Here is a 25,027-nt window from a genome sequence, read left to right as displayed (position 1 = left end):
CTTAGATATAAAAAAACGCACGTCAAGGCGTGCGTTTCAATTGTCATAAAAGTTTAACGAAGAAATATCAGAGCTTGTTGGTCACGGTATGGCTCCAACGGCGCGCTTCAGTAAGCTCCGTTTTAACCTGATCCACGCTTAATCCTAAATCGGCGCAGTGCTCATCAATCTGTTGCCAATCGGCATGCTCAAAGCTCTCTTCAAGTGCGAGCAAGGTACCATATGGCCCTTCTCTACGTAATAGAGCAACCTTGATACTTTTACACAGCGGCAACTGCTCGACTAAGTTATCTAACGACAAGTCCAACAGAGCATCCAACAAGGAGAATAAGCCAATCATAAAGGCCTGTTCTCTATACCCTTCAAATGCCTGATAGCGAGACATACGCTGACAAAACTGAGCACGCTGTAGAGACAATCCATACAGCTCTTTAGGCTTTTTATCGGACACATAAGAGGCGACGGCTAACGAGACAAACATTTTCAGTTTCTCTTGACCTAGATATACCAAAGCCTGACGAAAAGAAGAGATGGTAACTTCAAGGCGCGGCGACATAGTATTCACAAAACGCAGCAGCTTATATGAGAGCGCCACATCTTTCGCGACAATGCTCTCCACCCGTTGAAAGTCCACATCGGGCTTACACACTTCTTGAAACAGCTCCATAGCAATCACTTGCTCAGGGCTAATGTATTTACTCTTGATGATTTCCGGTTTATTGAAAAAGTAACCTTGGAAAAACTTAAAGCCAGCCTCTTTGGCTTGCTGGAATTCTTGTTCGGTCTCAACGCGCTCCGCCAAAAAGCTAAACTTTTTCCCTTGATGCGCCCTAACCAAATCACACGCTTCATCCAAACCCATCTGCATAATATCGAGCTTTACGATATGCGTGTATTTAAGGAAACGTTCCCATTCTGGGGTCGAAGTAAAATCATCTAGGGCAATCATGTAACCCGCTTGGTAAAGGTCTTTAACCGCTTCCAACAATTCATCTGTTGGTTTACAGGTTTCCAGAATCTCTACCACCACCTTATCTTTCGGCAAACTTAAGGGCAGTCGACGAATCAAACTTTGATAAGGGAAGTTGATAAAGCAGCGTGAAGATGGAATAGAAGGGTTAAGACCAACAGACAAGAAGTTCTCAACAATCAGACGATACGTTGCTCGATTAGACTCAATATGCGCTGGGTACGCATTCTTTTCTCCATCGCGAAATAACAACTCATAGCCGAGTGTATTCCTCTTGCGATTTAAGATAGGTTGTCGAGCAACGTATGTAGCGGTCATTTCTTGATAACTCTGATTGGTTTAACTATAACTCAGTCGCTTAATCTAAGCTTTCGCGGCAGCTAGCAAAGCACCGCAGCCCATGAACATACCACCAAATATTTTATTTATCTTACCCATTATGCGATCAGAGCGAATAAAACGTCCCATTTGTGACGCTAATGAGGTGTAACCCAACATAACAACGCTATCAATGAATACTGTCGTCACACCTAGCACTAATAACTGAGGTGCTTGAGGTTGTGTAGGGTCAATAAACTGAGGAAACAAAGCCACCAAAAACACGATTGATTTCGGGTTAGTTAGGTTGATAAGCACAGCGTTTCTCAGCAGTTTGCCACTCGACAGAGTAGAGCTTTCTTCAGATGCTACTAGGCTCGAGCTATCACGCCACTTTTGAATACCTAACCAAAGTAAGTACACCACGCCGACCCACTTAATGATGGTGAACGCCAACGCAGACTTAGCAACGAGTGCACCGATACCCGCGCCCACCAGCATAATGTGAAACGCAAGACCAAGCTGTAAGCCAACAATTGATGCGAGTGACTTTTTAGTGCCATAGCTAAGCCCATTACTGATTGAGTTAACGGTACCCGAGCCCGGAGCCAAGCTAAACAAAATCGCTGTGACAACATAAGCAAGCCAAACATGAGTATCCATTTGCATTTCCTTACTAGTTCTTTAATCTAACAACATTAGTAGCAATAAAGCTCTCACACGCATCAGTTCAGGTAATTTCCCATGGAAAACCACAGCGAAGCCACCTTCCCTTACACTCAAGAACCTCAGTTCGATCATGCGATTAAACACCCGATCAACGCTCTTTGGCAACAAAGAAAAGAGGGGTTTTTAACATCGTCTGGTAAAAAGAAACTGTACTGGTGCAGCCTCACCTCAGAAAAGCACAGCAAAGCTATTGTGATTTCAAATGGCCGTATCGAATGCTGCCAAAAATACCAAGAAATCTTTTATGATTTTTATCAACAAGGCTATGACGTTTATTCATTTGACCACCAAGGTCAAGGCCAGTCTGAACGTATGGTAACAGACTCTGACATTGGTCACATTCATGAGTTTGATGATTATGAATCTGACATGTCTGACGTCATTGCCAGTTTTGATCTCAGTAAGTATTCCAATCGCTACCTGCTCGCACACTCAATGGGCAGCACCATAGCCACTCGCTACCTACAAACCCATCCAGACCACCCGTTTGATAAGGTGACTCTGTGCGCTCCGATGTTTGGTATCAATACCGAGTGGTACCTGAAACCTATCGCGATGATCGTTGGACAAGTGCTTACCGCTTTTTATGCCAAGCCAACTTACGCGCCGGGCCAGCAAGCATATTATTCGAAGCCTTTTGAAAACAACTTACTGAGCCACAGTAAGGTTCGCTATCAGTGGTTCCGCCGCTTATATGACGAGTCTCCATCTTTGCAGGTGGGTGGACCAAGCACGCGTTGGGTGTGGCAAGGGTTAATGGCCGCCAAGCAAGCAATTCAACAAACTCGTCAAATCAAGATCCCTCTGCTATTGATTCAAGCTGGGGATGAAAAGATTGTCAGTAACAGTGCTCAAGTAAAGTTCATCTCTAAGCTGAAGAAAACCAACTCTGATTGTCAGTTTAAGTTGATTGAGGGTTCTAGGCATGAGGTGTTGTTTGAGCAGGATGAATATCGCAATCAAACACTGGATGCGATCAATCAGTTTTTCGCCTAGAGCTAATAGGCTAAGCAACCTACCAAGAAAATAAGCGCTAAAGAGGAAGAGAAGTAAGTGAGCTTTGCCCTCTTTTCTTGCATGAATTTGGCATACAATTTCTACCTAGAGATATTGTAGTTAAAACGATTCTAGCGCTGGCTAGCGTCAATATTGGTTAAGCATTTTGCAATGAGGGTTAAATGAGTATTCCTGCACTAAAAGATTCCGTGAAAATTGTTGCTTCTGATTTAGATGGTACGCTTTTGGCTCCCAACCATCAGCTAAGCGACTTTACCAAGCTAACGCTTAAGAAATTACACGACCAAGGTTATACCTTCATCTTCGCTACGGGTCGTCACCACGTCGATGTGGCGGGTATTCGTCAGATAGCAGGTATTCCGGCGTACATGATCACTTCAAACGGTGCACGCGTGCATGACCAAAACGATCAACTGATGTATAGCCAGAACGTACCTCAGGAACTCGTTCAGCCAGTTATTGATATTGTGCGCCAAGATCCAAACCTCTTTATTCACATGTACCAGAATGAAGATTGGTTACTAGACCGTGAAGATGAAATGTTGGCTAAATTCCACAGTGAGTCTGGCTTTAGCTACAAGCGCTTTGAAGCTGAAAACGCACCAAGCGAAGGCATCGCGAAAGTCTTCTTCACACATCCAGAACAAGACCACGAATATCTCGTCACGTTTGAACAAAAGCTAAGAGATGCTTTTGGCGACAAACTGAACATCGCCTTCTCTACACCTTGGTGTCTGGAAGTGATGGCAGCTGAAGTCTCTAAAGGCCACGCTCTAGACGCTGTTGCAAAATCACTAAACCTGACTCTGGATAACTGTGTTGCCTTTGGTGATGGCATGAACGACGCTGAAATGCTGGCTATGGCGGGTAAAGGTCTAATCATGGGTACATCACATGAGAAAGTGATGAAAGCACTACCTGACAATGAAGTGATTGGCAGTAACGCAGACGATGCCGTTGCTCACTACCTAGAAAAGCATCTGCTCTAATCTCGCTCGTTGAACAGATCTGAATAAATAAAAAGGCAGCCAACTGGCTGCCTTTTTTGAACCTTACGTAAAAAGCTCTCTCTAACGCTATCGAGAACCTAACACTTCTTTGCTTAAGATTGCCTGCCACTCTTGTTCGGTAACCGGCATGATCGATAAGCGATTACCGCGTTTCACCAAGGGCATTTCGGAGAGTTCAGGCATGGCTTTAAGCGTAACCAAAGGAATCAAGCGCTCAGTCACTCGCACAAACTCGACATCCACCATGATCCAGCGTGGGTTATCGGGTGAAGACTTAGGATCGTAGTAATCACTCTCAGGGTCGAACTGAAAGTGGTCTGGGTAGGCTTCTCTGGTTACTTTAGCGATCCCCGCTACGCCAACTTTTTTACATGATGAGTGGTATATCATCACCAGATCGCCAAGCTTGACGTCATCACGCATCATGTTTCGAGCCTGATAGTTGCGTACACCCTCCCAACAAGAGGTTTTTTGTACTCTAAGAGTCTGAATAGAGAAGGTGTCGGGTTCTGTTTTAAATAACCAATATGCCATAATAAATCCAATTAACGGTTGCTCCGAGGAAGATATAACATGAAGGTAATGAAAAACCCAGTGACATGGCTAGTCGCGTTCGCTCTACAAGGCTGTGTTACGGCACCTGATACGCCGCAACAACCTGAACAGCCCCCAGCAAACTTGGATGAGCCACTGAGCATTCAACCGCAAACCTTCATCATGCGTGGTCAGGTGGTGGTTGGCCATGAAAGCCGAACCTTCACTCCTTGCGGTAGCCAACAACAATACTGGTTAGACTTATCTCCAGAGTTAGCGTTAGAAGCACAAGGGCTCTCAACGAGACCTTACCAAGCCTTATATGGCGAGCTGATTGGTCACCTAACCGTGCCGAGCCAAACGGGTTATAACGCAGATTTCACAGCGCGTTTCGTGGTTGACCAAGTGAACATCCTAACCGCAGAGAACCCTGAGCGCTGCGACCAACCACTGCGTTCAACACGAGTATTCGGTAATGAACCCTTCTGGTCAGCAACCTTCGATAAAGACCAGCTGAAATATACTAAGATGGGCGAACAGCCACAAACCCTCGATATTGAATCAAGCCGCACCACACCAAGCAGTCGTGATTACCAATTAGAAGGTAAAGCAGCGCAAGGCAAACTCAACCTTACGAAAGAGAGCTGTAGCGACGGCATGAGCGATTCTATCTATGGATGGCATGCCAAGCTTAACCTCAATGACAGTAACTATAATGGCTGTGCAACGGTCTCTAACCAAGATCCAACATTGGATTGGAGCGGACTCTACTTCGCTAGCTCAACGCAAAACTCAGGGTTCTCTATCAACCTTGAACTCAACAATGACCACAGTGCTATCACGACTTATTCATACAGCAATGGAGACCCTTCTATTGTTGAACAAGGCTTCTGGCAGCAACTGAACCAAAATCAGGTACAAGTGGTTATGACTCGCCACCAGCAACAATATTTGATCTCCGAGCGCATCTTCACACTCGATAATGGCAAGCTAATCGCTGAAAAAGAGAAAGTGGGCAACGTGGTGTATCCGATTGCCAATGGCGGTCTGGTGCTATTCGAAGCTAAGAGTGCGCAAGCACAAGTAAACACCACCACTAACGTTGATCTAACCGCAAAGCAGGTGAACTCCAGCGATCAACTTGATCCAAAAGTCGACCAAGCGATCCGCGAATACTTTAAGATCAACAACAGCTCACCTGACGACACTAAATACCGCTGGTTAACCTACGACCTCAACGGCGACGGTAAAGAAGAGCTGTTCGCCCAACTCGATTGGTGTGGTTCTGGTGGCTGTACACTGCTAATTTTCGAAAACCATCAAGATAACTGGCGCTTCAATAGCCGAGTGACACTGGTTAAGGGCGACATACGCTTAGGTAAATCGCAAAACCACGGCTGGCAGGATCTGATCTTCAATGTCAGTGGCGGCGGTGCAACACCGGCGAAACACACACTTTCATACTCTGGTGTCAGCTACCCGCTAAACCCAAGTGTCGCTCCAGTTGCAGATGATGCTGATATCAGCGACGTGGTTTTGTTTGCTGATGGTATCTCACCCGCACAAAGTGGAGTTAAGTTGTAAACATGAGTAACCAACAAGCTTGCCATGGTTGTAGCTTCACTCACCAATGTATTTGTCACCTGATACCTAGTGTCGCAAGCCAAATCGATCTTGTACTGCTCACTCATGAGAATGAACTGTCACGCGATACCAATACAGGGAAGCTGCTTCAGCAATCCCTTGATCAGTGTCAGTCCATTGTATGGCAAAGGAAAACACCACCAGCGGAGCTCATCGCACTGCTTGACGATGAAACACGACAACCGTTTCTTTTATTCCCAAGTGATCAAAGTGTCGAGTGCCAGCAAGCTGTAATGACCCAAGCCCAGAGCCGTAAGCCGCTATTCATCATCTTGGATGGCACATGGCAAGAAGCGAAGAAGATGCTTAACAAGAGCTCGTGGTTACAAGCCGTTCCGCAAGTTCACCTCGATATTACCAGCGAATCTTCATACACCTTGCGCCGCAACCAAGACAGTGGCCACTTGTGTACTTGTGAAGTGGGTATTGAGTTACTCAAATCTTTAGGTGAAAGTGAATCTGCCAAGCTCATTGATGACTACTACCAGCATTATCTAAAAGTGTTCCACGCCGACAAGTGTGGCCACGCCCTCAAATAGACCAAGCAGGCGCGCGGGAAGGTAAAAACACATTTCGGGACGAGACAGACACTAAAAACAAAAAGGGTGAGCCATAAGCTCACCCTTTTTACATCGTATTTTCGTTATTGAGCCAACCAGTGTTTCACGTGAAACGCTCGCTCCATCAAAACAAACGCTGAGGTTGACCAAAGTAATACCCTTGCAAGTAATCGACCCCCATGTCTTCAGCAATACGGCACACCTGCTCATTATGAACGAACTCCGCCACCGTCTTAGCATTCAGAATCTGGCATAAGCTCACCAACTGCTGAGCGATCTTGCGCTGCTTTTTATCTTTATCAATATTGCGAATCAAACTGCCATCAAGCTTGATCACCTGTGGTTCTAGCTTCAATATCTCATCAATGTTCGAATAGCCCGAACCAAAGTCATCAACAATAATATTCACACCAAGATCGCGGAAGTGATTACACACCTCAATCAAGCGACCGTAATCCTGAATTTGTTCCGTTTCTAACACCTCCAAGCCAATACGCTGTGGGTGACTGATTTTCTTGATCGCTTGTTCAAGGTGAAGAATGGTTTTCTCATTGCTGAAATCTTGTGGCGCTAAATTAATTGAGAACGAATCGGTTCGCTGACTCATAAAATCGAAGGTGCGCGTTATCATCTGACGACTGAGGCGTGTATAGAGATGGGTTCCTTCAATGATTGGCAAGAACTTACCCGGTGCAATTAACTGACCGTCCTCTTCAATTCGAACCAAACACTCGTAGCTCTCTACCTGATGACTGTGTGCTGAAACTATGGGCTGAGAGCACGCCACAATATTCTGATTAAGCACCGCGCGACTCACGCACGACAGCCAACCAAGTTGCTCTTGGCGATGCTTCTCCAATTGAATGAGTGCCTTGGCGCTCACTAGGTGCTTGTTCTGGCTGACAGCGCTGCGCCTCGCATCAATCGCCTTCAACAATAAGTCATCAATAGAGGTAGTCGGGAAATCTCGACGGCTGGCGATACCCGCACAGATAGACACCGACAAGTAATCAATATCGGGTAAACCGGTAGGCTCAAAATTCACATGCTCGGTTTGATCGGCAAATTCCGAGAATCGCTGATGAATATGTTCTTGGCTCGCCCAACTATCAAACACCACCGCCCACTCACCAATACCGATACTGTAGAGCTGACAGCCCTCATCAAAGAACTGCCACAGCGCCTTTTGAAAGTACTCACTCAAATCATGCAGAAGCTTGTCACCTACTCGATAACCATACTTCTCATTGATCTGACCAAAGGTCGTGACCTTCAAAGCTAGTAAGTGGCTATCACTGCTCATCTTCGACAGTTTCTCACGCAGCACACTTCGATTGGGTAAACCTGTACGGTGATCAATTCGATAGCTTGCCGTCAATGCAGTGGCTTGCTGCTGAATCTTACTCGCCATGCTGTTGTTCATGTCATCGACATCAAGCAGTGCATTTCGGATCAATGAAAACAGAGGGGATATGTTGGTCGCGGGTTGCGTCTCTAATGGCAATACCGCCTTACCCTCGCCTTCTCTAAGCGCAAGATAAGTGAGGCTATGGTGCAAGATTCGCTGTTGGCCATTCTCTTGATAAAGTTCTCCCATGCAGTAAACGCCATAGCTGTCGGCCAATTTTTGGAAAACCTCAACCTCTTGGTTGCCATCAATAAAGTCGATACGAGATGTACAGTTATAAATGAAGAACTGTTCTGGCCTATGAGAGGCGATCTGCTGCACGCCCAGTCGTATCTGCTCTAAGGTCAGTGATGGATGGTCATAACAAAACCGGACCTCATCGCCCACTTGGAACAGGCCGCTGAATTCTATCTCTCCACTTTCCGTTACCTTGAGCGGTAAGTGAATGTTTTGCTCTTTCGGGTCACCGACCATCAAGGGAAAGTTATGCAGTTGCTCAAAAGGCACTTCGAGGCCATCAGCGAGGTAACGATTGTAGAGTTCGCGAACAGGCATCCCATCCAGTTCCAACAACCGGTTCTCTTGAGCACCTGTCACTCGAAAAGTTCGACCAATCGGATTCCATTCAGTGTAGTAACCCTTAGCGATGGAGAGCTCAACACTGTGCAGCGCCAACATCACATAGGCATTTTCATAGCAAATGCCGTCTAACATCACCCATCGCCCATTATCTGTGATGGTCGATGCACCGCCACAGATCGGTAATGAATACATCGACTGCTCAAACGCTGAAAATAGATCTCGGTTATTTATCTGCAAGCAGTCTGCGAAACAGATGATGCTTTGAGTATTATCATTGCACTCAAGCTGTTGCCACATAGCGTGGCTATCGAGCAATGGTTGTTCGCTATATTCGACAACACCACAAGAGTAAGACGTCGCGTCAAAGCGGGTAACAATCAGATAAAGACCTTGGTGCAGGATGACACCTTGACTAATGTAGTGGTTAGCACTGCAACCAATCAATTTGGCATTGGGAAAAGTCGATTGAATCACTTGGCAGGCAGCCAAAACAGAACCTTTCTCGAAAGACGAAAACACCTGAATCAGTAGGCTTTCATGTTGATGAAAATCTATCTTTTCCAATTCACGTTGGGTTTGCTCAATGTCTTGTATCAGGAGAGAAGTCGACTGCATATTCACATTAATCGTTACGTTAATGATTTATTATTGTGCTTATTATAGATAAGGCTTGCACGGAATACTTGCGATCGCGTTATGAATAATGTGACCTTAGTTAGACATCATTCATTCCGCCAAAAAGCAGTCATTAATGGCGGCGCAGTACTTTTATAGCCAGTCGTTACACAATGCGGGAAGCTTTAACTGCTAAAACAGTCGCTTAGGCTCACCGAAGTAGTAACCCTGCAGATAATCGACACCCATTTGCTCTGCTATCTCACAAACCTGTTGGTTATGGACAAATTCAGCGACCGTTTTGGCATTGAACACTTGGCACAAACGAATCAACTGAGAGGCTATGTTTCTTTGTTTTTGATCTTTGTCGATATTACGAATCAAGCTACCGTCGAGCTTAATGATCTGTGGCTCAAGCTTAATGATTTCCTCGATGTTGGAGTAACCAGAGCCAAAGTCATCAACAATGATTCTCGCCCCGAGAGCACGGAAGTGATCACACACCTCAATCATGCGACCATAATCTTTAATCTGCTCAGACTCGAGAACCTCTAGGCCAAGTCGAGTGGGATCGTTCATAGCACTGATGGCGGTCTCGAGCACCTCAAGCGTCTTGTCGCTCAACAAATCTTGCGGGGATAGGTTGATAGAAAATGGGCTTTGCTTATCCGCCATATAACCTATGGTGTTCTTAATCATGTGTCGGCTGAGGCGAGTGTAAAGGTGCGTGTCGGCAATGATAGGTAAGAACTTACCTGGTGGCACAATGGTACCGTCTGACTCCATGATTCTGACCAAGCACTCTTGGCCAATCATTTCGTGCGTAACCGACTCCACAATTGGCTGGGAATAAGTGATGATGTTCTGATCTAAAATCGCACGACTTACACAGCTCAGCCAGCCTAGTTGCTCTTTGCGATCTTCTTCACTCACCTGAATGTCTTTAGCATTGGTGATGTGGGTATTGTTACGTACTCCATAGCGTCGAGCTTCGATCGCTTTCAATAAGATCTGGTCACCACTGTCGGTTAAGAAGTCACAACGACTAGCAAAGCCGCCACACAGAGAAACTGACAGGTAATCAATATCAGCCAAACCATATGGCTCAAAATTTATGTGTTCGATGTCATCGGCGAACTCAACGAAACCTTCTTTTATTTTCGTACTACCAACACTAGCATTGAAGATAATCGCCCACTCTCCAACACCAATACTGAATAGCTCTACCTTCACGCGAGGCTCTTTAACCACACGAAGCTGTAATCGCTCGATAAAGTGATTAGACAGATCGAGTAGCAGCTGATCCCCCACTTGATAACCATACTTCTCGTTAACCTGATGGAAGTTGGTTAGCTTTAAGGTCAGCAGATGTTCACTGAACAGAATCGTATTGAGGCGCTCTTTCAGTACGATACGGTTCGGCAAACCAGTACGCGAGTCAATGCGATAGCTTTCGGTTAAGCGACGCGCTTGTTGATGGAGTTTCTTTTCCATCTGAGTATTCATACTGTCGAGATCAGCGACTGCATTTCTGACTAGGTTAAGCAATGGCGACACGGTTGAGCCACACTGAAAGTCTTCGCAATGAAACTCTTTAATCTCGTCAGACTCGCGCATAGCGATATAAGTCAAGCTGTGGTGCAGTATCTCTTGGCGGTCTTCATTACGGTATAGCTCCCCCATGCAGTAGGCACCACATGTATTCACTATCCCTTCAAATGGCTTGAGCTCAAGTTTACTGTCGATAAATTCAAGTCGAGATACGCAGTTATAAATGATCACCGATTCAGGCTGATGCATGGCTAGCATCTCGGCACCGTGGTGCACCTTTTCTGCAGTGAGCGATGGGTGGTTATAACAAAACTGCGCCTCTTCACCGACATGCCAAGGGCTATCAAACTCAATACTGCCATCATCATTAATACGTAGCGGCGTCGAGATACCCTTCTTTCTGCCAAGTTCTCGATAAAGTGGAAAGCTCATCAGTTGACTAAAAGGAAGGTCTTTGCCATCCGCAAGGTAATGTTTGAATACTTCAATAGCCGGCTTGTCGTTCAATGCGTATAAGCGATTTCCGATTGCGTGTGTGACTCGTAGCTTCATCCCAATCGGGTTCCACTCAGAGTACGCGTCCGACCAAACCTTCAATCTTGGGTTAGTCAGAGCCACAGCAACACAGGCGTGCTGGTAGGTTTGCTCGTTATACATAACCCAACGGCCAAATTCATTCTCATGGCACAGTCCACCAGCTATCGGCAAGGCGTAAGGCAAATTTTCAAAAGCGCTATAAATAGGATAATCACGCCCTTCAACCTGATCGCACAAGCTGATGACCGTTTTGGTTTCTTCTGTAAGGCGCAGCTGAAAAGCTAAGTCTTGGCTGTCTTGATTTGGATTGCCGGAAAAAGGCTGGACCGCAGAGGTTAGATGGGTTTCGTTGAACTCACTGATGATGACTAAGGTGCATGCACTTTCAAGGCAATTATCACAGATAACATGACGAGCACTCTGGCCAATTAGCGTCGCATTATTTAAACGATTGAGGGCAACACCCGCGATTTGACGAGCTAGATCTGAAGATTGAGCTGAGAAAATTTGAATAAGGTACTGTTTGCTGTCACACCATTCTCGCTGATCAAATTGAGCTCTAAATAACGCCTCAGTATTTGCGAGAAATGTAAATGTTTGCATGCCAACCCTTGTTCAAAATCGAGTGAAGTAACAACCCGCAACCACTGCTATGACTGAAATGAATCGATAAAAAGTAGTCGCCAATTATCCTAGCCTAATCAGGCTTTTATAGGCGACTAATGTAACAATTCAATAGCATAAATGCGACACAATAAGCTTACCGAGCCATTAAATTAGTCGCATAAGATCGCTAAGTTGGTCTATTTCAACATCAGGGAGCACACTCGCCTTCGGGGAGCGGTATAAATTGGAACCAGTGTCATTAAACCAGCACGCTTGGAAGCCATTTTGCTTGGCTCCATAGACATCCGTTTTGAGGTGATCGCCAACATGAAGAATATTCTCAGCGTCACAACCTAGGTGTTGCTGAGCTTTTTCAAACATATCTGGATAGGGTTTTGCTCTGCCATCAGGGCCAGCTTTAAGGATTAATTGAAAGTACAGCCCTAAGCCAATTTTGTGTGGATCGACATTGCCATTGGTAATCGCAACCAGAGGAATACGTTGGCTAAGTTCAGTCATCACTCGATGCGTTTCTTGAGGGACATCGACTTGATTACGCAACCACAAGGCATGCTCAATGCCCTCTCGAGCCGCTTGCTCTGCTTGCTGCAGAGAGTAACCCAATTGCAGCAAACCACTCTTAATCTGAGTTTCACGCCACACGGTGACATCATGTTTCAAAGCTGGGTTTTCAGATGCGACTTGCTGCTTAATGCCCTGCCACTCTTCAAGCGATAAAGAAGCCGACACTGGGTGCTTTTGATAAAGCCACTGTGCCATCTCTTTCTCAACCTTCATGATCACAGGCCAGTTGTCATACAGGGTGTCATCCAAGTCAAAGGTCATGGCTTTGATGGGCTTTAACCCTCGATAAATTCGCATAGTAAACCCTTTAATCTAATCTTTATTCTTCTTACGAGCTCTCGGGTGAGCCTGATCATAAGCTTGTGCTAAGTGTTGGAAATCTAAGTGGGTATACACTTGGGTCGTCGAGATGTTTTCATGGCCAAGCAACTCTTGCACAGCACGAAGATTTTGGCTCGATTCCAGCACATGCGTTGCAAAGGAGTGACGCAGTTTATGCGGGCTGATGTGGCTCGCGACAGATTGCTTCTTGCCCCACTCTTCCATGCGCTTTTGCACGCTGCGGTGAGAGATACGAGTCCCGAGCTTAGAGACAAACAGCGCGGTTTCACCCGGTGAAGCCAATTCACCACGAACTTTGAGCCATTTATCGACCCACTCTTTAGCTAAACCAGAAAAAGGCGCTTTGCGTTCTTTGTCGCCTTTACCAATCACTCGGATTTCGCCTTGTCGACCCAACACATCTTTCAGATTGATGCCGACCAGTTCTGCCAGTCGTAATCCAGCACCATACATCACCTCCATCATCGCTCGATCACGAATCGACAATGGATCGTCCTCATTCACATCAAGCAGTTGACCCACTTCATCAACATCGAGGTTTTTAGGCAAAGGGCGTTGTTTGCGAGGTGCAGAGACACCTTTGGCTGGATTGGCGGTCATTTCGCCACGCAACACAAGGAAATCAAAGAAGCTGCGCAGTGACGATAAGCGCGTTGCAATGCTGCTCGCTTTCATTCCCTCACGCATGCCTTTACTGGCCAGTTGTCTGACCCACGCCGCATCGACTTGACCCCAATCCTTTAGCCCTAGAGTGACTAAATGACCGGCCATGGTTTCAAGTTGTTGTTTGTAATTACGTTGGGTGTGTAGGCTGAGTCCCTTCTCGCTTCGGAGATATTCATAGAAGCGAGAAAGTGGCTTTTGAAGGCTGTTAGGAAGAGGTATTTTGGGCTCTAGGCTCATTATTTATCTGCCAAGGTAAGGTGTCCGCCAAATGAGCGACAACAAGTGCTAAATGGCGTAAAAAGAGCGTATCCATATGGGGTTGGAAATGTCCGCCATCTTCACTAGAAAAGGCGAGCAAACCCAATGGAGACTGCTTAGCAAGCGGTAGTACTACATAAGAGCCTAGCTCTGGAACTGGATAATCACCAAACAAATCGTGTCTGTCGGCTTTTCTCAAGCGTCCAAGATAAGCATCTTTGCCATTGAAATGGTTAAGCGAAAACTTAGAGTAACCCTCAGCACTCAACTGATAAAAGCCAGATTGCGAAAGAATACGAACATGAGCCTTAAGCCCAAGATCTAACGCTTTTTGTTCAACGGCTTTTATCACCTGCATGAAGTCACTGCATTTCAGCACTTGCGCTTGCAGATCCATAAACTCATAGAAGGTTTTATCGTTATTTGCTGCCAACGACATCAAGCCAGTGATCTCTTCTTCAAGCTCTTCGATTCGATGACGTTGGCGTTTAAGCTGAACCTCAACCAGAGAAACAGCGCCCTGCTCAACGTTATTGATAGCAAGGCGATCAACCAAATCTTTTCGGTCTTGGAAAAAATCTGGGTTATCACGTAAATATTCCGCGACCACTTCTGCGGTGAGTGCGTCGGCTTCAACGTAAGACAAAACCTATCCTTTATTTTTATGAATATATTTGTTTTGGGTCGTTATTAGCAAGAAAGTTGACCATCAAACACATGCGTTGCAGGGCCGGTCATAAACAGAGGTTTACCCGGGCCTTGCCAGCTAATGTGTAAGTCACCGCCTGGTAGACGAACCTTCACATTCTCAGCCAGTAAGCCTTGAGTGATACCCACTGCAACTGCGCCACACGCTCCGCTGCCACATGCCTGAGTTTCACCCGCGCCGCGTTCGTAAACACGTAGACGAACTTCTTCACGGTTAACGACCTGCATAAAGCCAGCATTAACACGCTCAGGGAAACGTTCATGTGATTCAAGTAGTGGGCCTAAGGTGTCCACATCAGCCGTGTCGACGTCATCAACCACGGTAACCACATGTGGGTTACCCATGCTTACCGCACCACAGAATAAGGTGTGTACATCCGTTCTTAGGATATACGTCTTCTCTGGCTGCTTGGCCTTGAATGGAATCTTGCCGGGTTCGAACTCAGGAATGCCCATGTTCACCGTGATCAGGTCATTCTCTTCAATCTTGAGAACCATTTTACCTTTCTTGGTACTCACGTTGATGCTGTACTTATTCGTTAAGCCTTTCATGCGAACGAATCGTGCAAAACAACGTGCACCATTGCCACACTGCTCCACTTCACTGCCATCCGCATTGAATATGCGGTAATGGAAATCAGTTTCTGGATCATAGGGAGCCTCAACCACAAGTAGCTGATCAAAGCCCACGCCAGTGTGACGATCCGCCAAACGACGGATCAAATCTGGAGAAAAGAAAATATTTTGAGTAATGCAGTCCACGACCATGAAATCATTGCCCAAACCATGCATTTTAGAAAAGTGGAAGTGCATAACGCTTAAAATTACTCCGGAAGAATGTTTTCAAGTTCCCACAGACTCGTAAGCTCTTCACGCTGACGAACCAAGTGAGTTTTATCGCCATCCACCATCACTTCAGCCGCACGCGAACGAGTGTTGTAGTTAGATGACATCGCGAAGCCATAAGCACCCGCTGAACGAACTGCTAGCAGATCACCTTCTTCAAGAACAAGGTCACGATCTTTACCTAGGAAATCGCCTGTCTCACAGATTGGGCCAACCAAATCGTAAGTCACAGCTTCACCCTGACGAGGGCTAACAGGAACAATATCCTGCCAAGCTTGATAAAGTGCTGGGCGCATTAGGTCGTTCATTGCTGCATCGATGATGGCAAAGTTCTTGTGCTCTGTTGGCTTGAGGAACTCGACTTTCGTTAATAATACACCAGCGTTAGCAGCAATCGCTCTTCCAGGCTCGAAAATCAGCTCTAGATCAGAATGATTGTCTAGGCGAGCCAATAAGGCTTTCGCGTAGTCAGAAGGCTGTGGTGGTAATTCATCACGATAAACCACACCCAAACCGCCACCGACATCAAGGTGTTTGATGTTGATACCGTTAGCACGTAGCTGGTCGATCAGCGCAAGCAGGCGATCGGTTGCATCGATGAAAGGTTCGATATCCGTTAACTGAGAACCAATGTGGCAATCAATACCATGGATAGACAAGTTATCGAGTGTTTTTGCAAACTCATAGACAGCAGGAGCACGGTCGAAAGCGATACCAAACTTGTTATCACGCAGACCAGTAGAGATATAAGGGTGAGTGTTCGCATCAACGTCTGGGTTGATACGCAGTGAAATCGGCGCTTTAACACCAAGCTCACCAGCTACTTTATTCAGTCGCTCTAGTTCTGGTTCAGACTCTACGTTGAAACACTTAATGTTCAACTCAAGCGCACGCTTCATTTCAGCGGCTGTTTTACCGACACCAGAGAATACAACTTTTGCTGGATCGCCACCGGCAGCAACCACACGCTCTAGCTCACCGCCAGAAACGATATCGAAGCCAGAGCCCAAACGAGCCAAAGTATTCAACACGCCAAGGTTTGAGTTAGCTTTAACGGCATAACACACCAAGTGCGGATGCTCACCAACCGATGAATCAAACGCATTCCAGTGGCGTTCTAATGTTGCACGAGAATATACATACAGCGGTGTACCATATTGCTCTGCTAGTTGTGAAAGTGCGACGTCCTCAGCCCAAAGCTGGCCATCTTCCTGATAGTTGAAGTAATCCAAAGTTCTTATCCCTTATAAATAACGATTTCTGCGTGTTTTCACTTATTGTGATTGTTCGGTTTGCTGAACTTCATCAGGATCGTACAAAGGACCCGTTTGACCACAACCAGAAAGTCCAATAACGGACATCATAAATAGAGCAGCAATTAATTTTTTCATTTTGCATATCGTGATTATTAACTCAATGCCCCCTATAATCGCACCACACTCAGGAAAAGCAATAGGATAGAAAGGATGAACGAGACTGAATTTCATCAGCTGGTCGATATACAGATGCAAAACATCGAAGAAGCTATCGATGAATCAGAGGCAGATATTGATTACGAAGTGACTGGTAACGTGATGACGCTGGAGTTTGAGAACCGCAGCCAAATCATCATTAACCGCCAAGAACCAATGAAAGAAATCTGGTTAGCGTCTAAATCTGGTGGCTTTCACTTCAAGCTAGTTGACGACAAGTGGACATGTTCAAAGACGGGCATGGAGCTGTTTGAGATGGTTAAAGAAGAATGCGTGAAGCACGCAGGTGAAGCGATCGATTGGGTCTAATCATTTGTAAGCAAAACTAAAAAGGAGTGAATCAATCACTCCTTTTTCAATATCAATCGGGCTTAGTAAGACTAGATGTTGACTATCTTTGAGCTCCGAGAAGCTAAAGTTGCATCGTTACGATAAGGCACAACGTAAGAATTGCCTTCTTCAGGATGAACGATTTGGTAGTACTGAGGTAGGTTAAAGTTAATCAACTTAGACGACATCTTCGACTCATCTTTTACCGATGTGTAGAAAGAATTCACGCTCGCGATCATCTCATCTTTTTCACCGCTGTACTGGTGGTAGACCTCAACTTGGTTCGACTCGTCCAATACATAAATATTGAAGCCTTTGTCGGTATCTTCGAAAAAGAACTGAATCAAGCCCTCACTCGCAAAACCATCCACCACTTCTGGTAGCTGATACTCTTGCTCTTTATCGAGCATCAGTAAAGGTGAGCCTTTGAGCTTATTGGTTGAGATGCTACGGTAGAAATCGACCGAGTTTTCCAACATCTGTACCGACACACCACGACGTTCGAAGAACAGACCAAACATCTTATTAGCTAAACGAATAGCCTTAAAGCGGCGGCGCTTCTCGGGTTCAATCGGTTTCAATCGTAAATCGATACACTCAGCAAGCAGTTGATACACCATGTTACGCATCACACCACGCAGGTTTTTGCTGTAACAGAACACATCAACCGATTCTGGCGGTAAAGCATCTTGGTGCATTTTGCCAAGTACCGTCTTCAGCGCATCCAGCATTGCCGTATCACCTTGGAAATGCAGCGTACGTACTTCATGCCAAGAGTTACGATAAACTAAGTCGACACTGCCGACTAAGCTCTTACCTTCCTCACCAAAGCTGAAGATATCGGCGTTCTTAAGATCAACCTTCAACGCACGACCACTTAATTCAGAAGTTGGGTCACTTTCAAAGTTGATGAACATCGCCAGTTGGCTTATTTCACACGGGCTCGCCAGTGCTTGCATACTTGGGCGACGCTTACGCAAAGAAAACGTATTACGCAGGTCGCTCACCATTTGATAGAACTTATCGATATCGATGTGAGCGTCACGTACCACAGAGTGCAAACGTGTCGACTCGGTAATCAAGCCATTAAAAAACGACCATGCTACCAACTTACTCAAGTACTCATGGTGCTCTAGAGAAGGCTGACCAAGAATGCGGTGTGCAACCAGTGGCTGCTTATATAAGTACCAACCTGCTTTATTCGACTGACCCTGACGAACTTCGATGAAGCTCAAGTCGGGTTCATGCAGATCCGGAGAGATTTGTGGGTTCAGCAGTGTCACTTTACCTGGCAATACCTCAAACGCAGCGTAAAGCTTACGTGCCAAGATGCTGATATCTTGTGGACTGATTGCCGAAGTGATGTCGTTACGACGCGCAAATTGAATCAGATTACGATAGCTCAGCATCAAGGCATCAAGCAGTGCATGGTGCACCACTTTAACCTGCTCAACCTTCCAGTTACGGCGGTTATCGAGCTCAGCAATGGTTTCATGTCCCCAATTCCAAGATTTAGTCATCTCGGTTAAGGCTTCACGACGCCACGCAACGGAGCCAATGCCCGCATCTCGTGACAACTTCTCGTGGGTCTTAAGATAAAAACAGCGCCTTACCAAGTCCAATCGAGTGTGGTCGTTAATGCGTTCTAGATAGCGCGTTACCTTTTCAAGCATCAGATAGTAGCTATCCATGCCATACAGATCCGGTTCATCCGCGAAGAAGCGACGCTTGGTATCAATACTCAGCAGTTGGGTGTTTGGGTATTCCCATGAATAGGCTTCTAACAGGATCGCCTTCAAAACCGATTTATACGGTGAGTCGATACTCTTATAGAGCTGCCACAGGTTTGAACCAAAGTACTCTTCAGCGGGAATGCGATTCAGCTTGCCGAAATCGATCCACTGCGAGCAATCAAGATAGCCATCCTGACACAAACCTTGAACATACTCGTCGTAACACTCTTCCATTTCTGGCGGAATGATTTGCCATAACAAACGCTGACCAGCCAAACGAACCGCAGAGCGATAAAACTCATCAAGCAATAATAAGTGCTGTGAAGAACCACAGTTATCGCCGGTCATCTCTTCTGAATGGTTCGAACGGAAACGCTCTTCATCCATCAAGAAGAAGTTCGCTTCTACTCCCAAGGTTTCAGCCCAATCGGTAATCAAGAGACACTTGTTGGTTAGGCTATCGCGAGAGGCGCCATCCATATCCGGGGAAACACACACCCAGATATCAAGATCACTTGAAGTGCTTTGACCAATAGAAGAAGTACTACCCATGGTGTACAAGCCAAGGATTGCTGGTTCATCCGTCTCGGTGAGTTTGCCACCCAGCGTTAATTCGGTATCAGAGACAAATTGCTTTTGGAATTCATTAAGCGTGAAGCTACGAATTCCAAAAGGAACTTGTTGGTCATAATAACCAGGCATCATCGGGTGATTGAAGTGAAGCAGTGCGGGAATAAGGTTGAATACTCGCTGGCCTTGCACATTCATCAACGCCAACGCACGATCAATGCGCTGCTGATTTAGATTGTCTAATCGTTGAATCAAAGTTTGAGTGTAAGCCTGCAAGGTAAGTCCTTGGTTTGAGGTTAAGTGCAGTTCTGTTTAGTTACTGAACGAAAGGAGCAACAAAACGTGATCAATTTAACACTTTTACCCTTAATGGTAAAGCAAAGGAACCCGTCATACTGGTCAATTCCTTGATGACAGAAAGTTAAACTCACGGCGCCGTAGTGTCCTCTTTATTGACTATTTCTAATAATAGCCCATGTTTCAAATGAGATACTAATCACACTATTTTGGTGAACTCATGAAAATCTCTCAGCTATCAAAGTATGGAATGATCAAACAGTAAGAATTCTCGCCTCATAATGGTAGGATTAGGCTATTACAGAACCTATATCGGAAACACCATGACAAATTCAGCACCAATCCGTATCGCGACCAGAAAAAGCCCTCTTGCCCTTTGGCAGGCATACTTTGTAAGGGATGCACTGCAAGCTGCTCACCCTGGTTTAGAGGTTGAGTTGGTAACTATGGTGACCAAAGGTGACATCATCCTAGACACTCCGCTTGCTAAAGTGGGTGGTAAAGGACTGTTCGTTAAAGAACTTGAAGTAGCCATGCTAGAAGGTCGTGCTGACCTAGCGGTTCACTCAATGAAAGATGTACCTGTCGACTTCCCTGAAGGTCTAGGTCTGGTAACAATTTGTGAGCGCGAAGATCCGCGTGACGCTTTCGTATCAAACACTTACAACAACATCGACGAACTCCCACAAGGTGCTGTCGTGGGTACGTGCAGTCTGCGTCGCCAATGCCAACTGTTAGAATACCGCCCAGATCTGATCATCAAAGAGCTGCGCGGCAACGTTGGTACTCGTCTAGGTAAACTCGATGATGGTCAATACGATGCGATCGTACTGGCTGCTGCAGGTCTTAAACGTCTAGAGCTAGAAGAGCGTATTCGTAGCTTCATCGAACCAGAGCAGTCTCTCCCTGCTGTTGGCCAAGGCGCTGTTGGTATTGAGTGTCGCCTTGATGACGAGCGTCTGATTAAACTCCTTGAACCACTGAATCATAAAGACACGGCTGATCGTGTACTGTGCGAACGTGCAATGAACCTTACCCTAGAAGGTGGCTGTCAGGTTCCTATCGGCAGCTACTCATTATTAGATGGCGAAAACATCTGGCTACGTGCATTAGTTGGTGAACCGGACGGTTCTAAGATGGTTCGTGGTGAGATCTCTGGCCCTCGCAAAGATGCAGAAGCACTTGGCGTGACTCTGGCAAATCAATTGCTGGATGATGGCGCGAGAGAAATCTTAACCAAGCTCTACGTTGACCAAGAATAATCATGACAGTGTTGGTGACTCGTCCCGGTTCAGAGGGACAATCGCTTTGCCAACAACTAGCGGATGAAGGGGTTCAAGCAATCCATCATCCGCTGATTCGTATCGTGGATAATCCCAACTCTGCGGATTTAAGCACCCAGCTTAATAACAGCGATATCATTATTGCAGTCAGTCACCACGCCGTGGCGGCTGCCCAAAGCATCCTTTCAAAAACCTCATCCATTTGGCCTACTTCGCCGCTTTATCTTGGCGTTGGTCAAAAAACTGCGCACGTTTTAAGCAAAGTCTGTAAACAAAAAGTAAACTATCCTCAAGTTAGTGATAGTGAACATCTTCTTAAACTTACTGAACTTAATGGCGTAGAAAATAAGTCCATTTTGATACTACGTGGCAATGGTGGGCGTGAGCTCATTAGGGATTCTCTACTCAATCGAGGTGCACAAGTCTCTTATTGTGAGACCTACCGTAGAGAATATATTCCTATTAGCGACCACAATACCTATCAAACATGGATAAACAAAAAAACGTCCAAAGTTGTCATCACTAGTCAGGAACAATTGGAGTATCTCTGCTCAATTACCCCTGATGAGTATTTGGCTTGGCTTTCAACAAGACATCTATTTGTCCCAAGCCAGCGCATTGTAGAACGAGCACAACAACTCGGCTTCTCGAATGTGACCAATACTCACAGTGCTACGAACCAAATATTACTGGCTGCTCTCCGGCCCTAGCTAGAAACAGGAAATAAGCATGACAAGCAAAAAAAATAATGAGCATATTGAACCTGAAAAGAAACAAGATACTCAGCCAGTAGTTGTTGAAAACGAAAAAGCTGACTCTACAGAGACAAAACAACCTGAACAGAAGCTTGATGCCTCTGCTTCAAATACCGCTAAAAATGAGCAGCCTCAAGCTGAGCATAAAGAGCAAATAGAGAAAGCAGAAAAGCAAGGTAAGCGCGGTGTCAAACTAGGCGCTATTGCGATCGCTATTTCAATTATCTTCAGTGGCGGTATCGCATTTCAAATGCAGCAAAAGAGCGCTGAATACTCGGCTCAAATAGCCGCTCTTCAAGCACAACTTCAAAATACCCAATCTGCGGTAAATAAAGACCTACAAACCATCAAGCAAGAGACTATCCAAGAAGCCTCACACGCGGTGGAGAAAACTCAGGTCGTGCAATCTCAACAGCAGAAGAGCATTCAAAGCCTGCAGTTAGCAGTGGCTGACGTGAAAGGTCGCCGCCCGAATGACTGGTTACTTGCCGAAGCCGATTACCTTGTGAAACTAGCAGGACGTAAACTGTTCCTCGAGCATGATGCCGTTAGCGCAACCAAGTTAATGGAAAGCGCCGATCAACGTATCGCAGCACTGAATGACCCGAGCTTAGTGTCACTGCGTCAATCAATGACCAATGACATTACCAAGCTTCGCACTATTCCTCTGATCGACCGTGACGGTTTAGTTCTCCGCATCACAAGTCTGCAACAGCAAGTCGATACGCTTCCGCTTGCCAATGCGATTCTTCCTGAAGCCGCAGTTGTTGAGAAAAAAGCTGTATCGCAAGATATTAATGATTGGCAGAACAACCTGATGACTTCGATGAAAGACTTCTCAGAAAACTTCATCACATTCCGCAGTCGTGATGGCGAAGTTATCCCTCTACTATCACCAGAACAGCACTTCTACCTGCGTGAAAACATCAAAGGTAAATTAGAAACCGCGATTCGCGCCGTCTACAAAGAACAAGGTGAACTCTATAGCGCAGCTCTTAATACCGCTAGCGAATGGTCTAAAGCGTATCTAAACCAAGATAACAACTCAGTGATTGAATTTGAGAAAGCGATTAAACAGTTAAGTGAACAGAACATCTCTGTGAAATACCCTGTAAAGCTTGAATCTCAAAATGAGTTGTCAGATGTCATTCGTGAACGTCTACGCCGTGAGGTAACGGTAATGACCTCGGAGGAGAAATAATGATTCGTTTGATTTTTCTTTTCCTTGTACTCGGTGCGGGTCTGTTTGTCGGTACTCAGTTCTCGGGTCAACAAGGTTATGTGCTGATCTCAATTGCCAATAAGACGATTGAGATGAGTGTGACAACAATGGCTATCTTTGTGATTGCCCTTTTGGCCGCACTGTTTGGCTTAGAGTACCTATTTAAGAAGCTTATGTACGCGAGCTCAACAACTTGGAACTGGTTCAGCGTTCGTAAACTAAAACGCTCGCGTCGTTATACCAATGAAGGCATCATCAAGCTTCTTGAGGGTGATTGGAAAGGCGCAGAGAAAAAGGTAACTCGCTGGGCGAATCACCACGACATGCCTCTACTTTGTTATTTAGTCGCTTCTCAAGCGGCTCACGAACAGGGTAATACGAAAGAGCGTGATAAGTACATCGAGCTTGCTAGCCAGCAGGACGACTCTCTACTGGCTGTTGAGCTAACTAAAGCAAAACAACAGATCAGTGAGTCGAACTACGAAGCCGCATTCGATACACTTTCGACCTTAAAAGGTACACACCCTAATAACACCGCTGTACTTGGCCTATTAAAAGCCACCTACATGCAGCTTAAACTCTGGCAGCCATTACTAGAGTTAACGCCTAAGCTAGCTAAAAACAAGCTTCTTACGACTGATGAGCAAGTTGAGTTAGAACAAAAAGCACAATGTGGTTTACTTCATGATGTCGCACAACAGCAAGGTAGCGAAGGTTTAATCAGCCATTGGAACAAGCTTTCAAGAAAACAGAAACAAAGTTCGCACCTTGTATCCTGCTTTGTGAAGCAACTTATCGCTCGCAAAGCTGACTCAGAAGCCTTCACTGTGATCAAAGAGAACATTGCAAAGAGTGGGTCAAATGAACTCTACATGTTGCTTCCAGAGCTGAACTTATCCGATCACCACCCAGTAGTGGTCATGCTAGAACGTGCAATTAGTAAAGACAGTGGTAATGCCGAAGCACACAGCGCGCTGGCTCAGTTCTACTTAAGAGAGCAGAAGTGGGCGGAAGCACAAAGCCACTTCGAAAAAGCCCTAGCACTTCGCTCAAATGTTTCAGATTACGGATACCTATCTGACGCACTAGAGAAGCAAAACTTAACGAAAGCAGCTCACGAGGTTTCTCGTAAAGCGCTCGCTCTAGTTCAACCCGCTTAACTCTAAGCGACTCAAACTAAGCCGATGTCTAGCATCGGCTTTTTTGTATCTGCTATTTAACCCTAGATAACTTCTACAATAGCTATAAACCAAGCTCATCAAACACTTACCTGCCCAATACCAACTAACCATGAAATTGCTCAACTGGGCTTCTCAAACACACGGAGAACGACTTTAGTTGTGTCTGTACGTAGTTTTACCATTCTTATAAACAAGTCCTTATAAGAGGTTCGAGAGGAGTCATAGAGAAAAGTGATACCTTGAAGTTCAAGAACAAATGGAGATCAGCTTGAGAGAAGGCGCTTAAAGATATTTACCCGCAGACAGATGCCCACTTAAAGTCACGTTGAATTAACAATTAAATAGCCATCAACGTTCCAACTATAAACCGTTATAACCGGGGAGTTCACGTAACTGCCTGTAGATTAATCTATTAAGTAGAGGGAGATAGCAAGAGTTACCGACCAACAAAACCTTGTTATTAGAAACGAGGCATCTTTATCAGCCAGTTCAAATTAGTAGGAGATAGAGCTCTCAAGACGCTCAGGAAAAGTTAATCAACGAACCAATAGCCACAAGTATAAACTTACGTAATCAAGCGCTGCTAGAGAGAGCAGAGCTTAATAATAAGTGTCGGAATATCAGAGCTCGTGATCAACGTAAAGCGCCTCTACAAACTCTGAGACGAATAATAAGACTCATACCAATCCGGAAAATTA

The 25,027-nt window shown here is 45.6% G+C and carries 21 protein-coding genes; 9 read left to right on the top strand and 12 right to left on the bottom strand.

Features of this window, described 5'->3' with window-relative positions:
- Positions 1–67: 67 nt before the first annotated feature.
- Both AB4623_RS12155 and rhtB read right to left on the bottom strand, forming a co-directional pair.
- A complete protein-coding gene (locus AB4623_RS12155) occupies positions 68–1,288 on the bottom strand; it encodes an EAL and HDOD domain-containing protein (RefSeq protein ID WP_017061025.1) in 1,221 nt (406 codons plus the stop codon).
- A gap of 45 nt (positions 1,289–1,333) precedes the next feature.
- On the bottom strand, positions 1,334–1,951 hold the full coding sequence (rhtB, locus tag AB4623_RS12150) for a homoserine/homoserine lactone efflux protein (RefSeq protein WP_017061024.1): 618 nt from the start codon (positions 1,949–1,951) through the stop codon (positions 1,334–1,336).
- Between the two features lie 81 nt (positions 1,952–2,032).
- On the opposite strand from rhtB, the gene AB4623_RS12145 reads away from it, so the two are divergent.
- The gene (locus AB4623_RS12145) at positions 2,033–3,013 is read left to right on the top strand and encodes an alpha/beta fold hydrolase (protein WP_017061023.1); all 981 of its coding nucleotides are present in this window, start codon (positions 2,033–2,035) and stop codon (positions 3,011–3,013) included.
- A 182-nt stretch (positions 3,014–3,195) separates the two neighbouring features.
- A complete protein-coding gene (locus AB4623_RS12140; protein ID WP_017061022.1) occupies positions 3,196–4,023 on the top strand; it encodes a Cof-type HAD-IIB family hydrolase in 828 nt (275 codons plus the stop codon).
- Between the two features lie 87 nt (positions 4,024–4,110).
- On the opposite strand, the gene AB4623_RS12135 is transcribed toward AB4623_RS12140, so the two are convergent.
- On the bottom strand, positions 4,111–4,578 hold the full coding sequence (locus AB4623_RS12135) for an EVE domain-containing protein (protein WP_017061021.1): 468 nt from the start codon (positions 4,576–4,578) through the stop codon (positions 4,111–4,113).
- 39 nt (positions 4,579–4,617) lie between these two features.
- On the opposite strand from AB4623_RS12135, the gene AB4623_RS12130 reads away from it, so the two are divergent.
- Both AB4623_RS12130 and AB4623_RS12125 read left to right on the top strand, forming a co-directional pair.
- Entirely contained in the window at positions 4,618–6,162 is a 1,545-nt protein-coding gene (locus AB4623_RS12130; protein WP_371725448.1) for a COG3650 family protein, read from the top strand.
- Positions 6,163–6,164: 2 nt separating this feature from the next.
- The gene (locus AB4623_RS12125) at positions 6,165–6,761 is read left to right on the top strand and encodes a tRNA-uridine aminocarboxypropyltransferase (protein ID WP_017061019.1); all 597 of its coding nucleotides are present in this window, start codon (positions 6,165–6,167) and stop codon (positions 6,759–6,761) included.
- Between the two features lie 145 nt (positions 6,762–6,906).
- On the opposite strand, the gene AB4623_RS12120 is transcribed toward AB4623_RS12125, so the two are convergent.
- The 8 genes from AB4623_RS12120 to lptM all read right to left on the bottom strand — a co-directional run bounded on the left by AB4623_RS12120 (position 6,907) and on the right by lptM (position 16,877).
- Positions 6,907–9,387 carry an EAL domain-containing protein gene (locus AB4623_RS12120; RefSeq protein ID WP_372146481.1) on the bottom strand — a complete coding sequence of 827 codons (2,481 nt, stop codon included), beginning with the start codon at positions 9,385–9,387 and terminating at the stop codon, positions 6,907–6,909.
- A gap of 192 nt (positions 9,388–9,579) precedes the next feature.
- A complete protein-coding gene (locus tag AB4623_RS12115) occupies positions 9,580–12,078 on the bottom strand; it encodes an EAL domain-containing protein (protein WP_017061017.1) in 2,499 nt (832 codons plus the stop codon).
- Between the two features lie 168 nt (positions 12,079–12,246).
- Positions 12,247–12,963 carry a 5-amino-6-(5-phospho-D-ribitylamino)uracil phosphatase YigB gene (gene yigB, locus AB4623_RS12110; RefSeq protein WP_017068593.1) on the bottom strand — a complete coding sequence of 239 codons (717 nt, stop codon included), beginning with the start codon at positions 12,961–12,963 and terminating at the stop codon, positions 12,247–12,249.
- A 15-nt stretch (positions 12,964–12,978) separates the two neighbouring features.
- Entirely contained in the window at positions 12,979–13,911 is a 933-nt protein-coding gene (gene xerC / locus AB4623_RS12105) for a tyrosine recombinase XerC (RefSeq protein WP_017061015.1), read from the bottom strand.
- Positions 13,880–14,578 (bottom strand): DUF484 family protein, encoded by a 699-nt coding sequence (locus AB4623_RS12100; protein WP_017061014.1) that lies wholly within the window; start codon positions 14,576–14,578, stop codon positions 13,880–13,882. Before AB4623_RS12100 ends, xerC begins: the two co-directional genes overlap by 32 nt.
- A 44-nt stretch (positions 14,579–14,622) precedes the next feature.
- The gene (gene dapF / locus AB4623_RS12095; protein WP_017061013.1) at positions 14,623–15,453 is read right to left on the bottom strand and encodes a diaminopimelate epimerase; all 831 of its coding nucleotides are present in this window, start codon (positions 15,451–15,453) and stop codon (positions 14,623–14,625) included.
- 11 nt (positions 15,454–15,464) lie between these two features.
- On the bottom strand, positions 15,465–16,718 hold the full coding sequence (gene lysA / locus AB4623_RS12090) for a diaminopimelate decarboxylase (RefSeq protein WP_017061012.1): 1,254 nt from the start codon (positions 16,716–16,718) through the stop codon (positions 15,465–15,467).
- Positions 16,719–16,760: 42 nt separating this feature from the next.
- Positions 16,761–16,877, bottom strand: a complete 117-nt coding sequence (lptM, locus tag AB4623_RS24265) for an LPS translocon maturation chaperone LptM (protein WP_017063757.1) — start codon at positions 16,875–16,877, stop codon at positions 16,761–16,763.
- Positions 16,878–16,952: 75 nt separating this feature from the next.
- Between lptM and cyaY the strand changes: the two genes are divergently transcribed.
- Positions 16,953–17,267, top strand: coding sequence for an iron donor protein CyaY (gene cyaY, locus AB4623_RS12080; protein ID WP_017061010.1), 315 nt, complete (start codon positions 16,953–16,955; stop codon positions 17,265–17,267).
- Between the two features lie 71 nt (positions 17,268–17,338).
- Here the strand turns inward: cyaY and AB4623_RS12075 are convergent, their stop codons facing one another.
- Positions 17,339–19,867, bottom strand: coding sequence for a class I adenylate cyclase (locus AB4623_RS12075; RefSeq protein ID WP_372112367.1), 2,529 nt, complete (start codon positions 19,865–19,867; stop codon positions 17,339–17,341).
- A gap of 344 nt (positions 19,868–20,211) precedes the next feature.
- On the opposite strand from AB4623_RS12075, the gene hemC reads away from it, so the two are divergent.
- From hemC to AB4623_RS12055, 4 genes are read left to right on the top strand one after another with little or no spacing between them, the layout of a single operon-like run.
- Positions 20,212–21,150 carry a hydroxymethylbilane synthase gene (gene hemC, locus AB4623_RS12070; RefSeq protein ID WP_017061008.1) on the top strand — a complete coding sequence of 313 codons (939 nt, stop codon included), beginning with the start codon at positions 20,212–20,214 and terminating at the stop codon, positions 21,148–21,150.
- Between the two features lie 2 nt (positions 21,151–21,152).
- Positions 21,153–21,881: a uroporphyrinogen-III synthase gene (locus AB4623_RS12065; RefSeq protein ID WP_017061007.1), complete on the top strand. Its 729-nt coding sequence runs from the start codon at positions 21,153–21,155 to the stop codon at positions 21,879–21,881.
- 19 nt (positions 21,882–21,900) lie between these two features.
- A complete protein-coding gene (locus AB4623_RS12060) occupies positions 21,901–23,127 on the top strand; it encodes a uroporphyrinogen-III C-methyltransferase (protein ID WP_372146479.1) in 1,227 nt (408 codons plus the stop codon).
- The gene (locus tag AB4623_RS12055) at positions 23,127–24,308 is read left to right on the top strand and encodes a heme biosynthesis protein HemY (protein WP_372146477.1); all 1,182 of its coding nucleotides are present in this window, start codon (positions 23,127–23,129) and stop codon (positions 24,306–24,308) included. The genes AB4623_RS12060 and AB4623_RS12055 overlap by 1 nt, the downstream gene beginning before the upstream one ends.
- The last annotated feature ends 719 nt before the right edge of the window (positions 24,309–25,027 follow it).

The organism is Vibrio sp. 10N.222.52.C12, assembly GCF_041474215.1.
Classification (GTDB): domain Bacteria; phylum Pseudomonadota; class Gammaproteobacteria; order Enterobacterales; family Vibrionaceae; genus Vibrio; species Vibrio crassostreae_C.
Note: the sequence above shows the minus strand (reverse complement) of the source record. Positions and strands in the feature narration are given on the sequence as shown.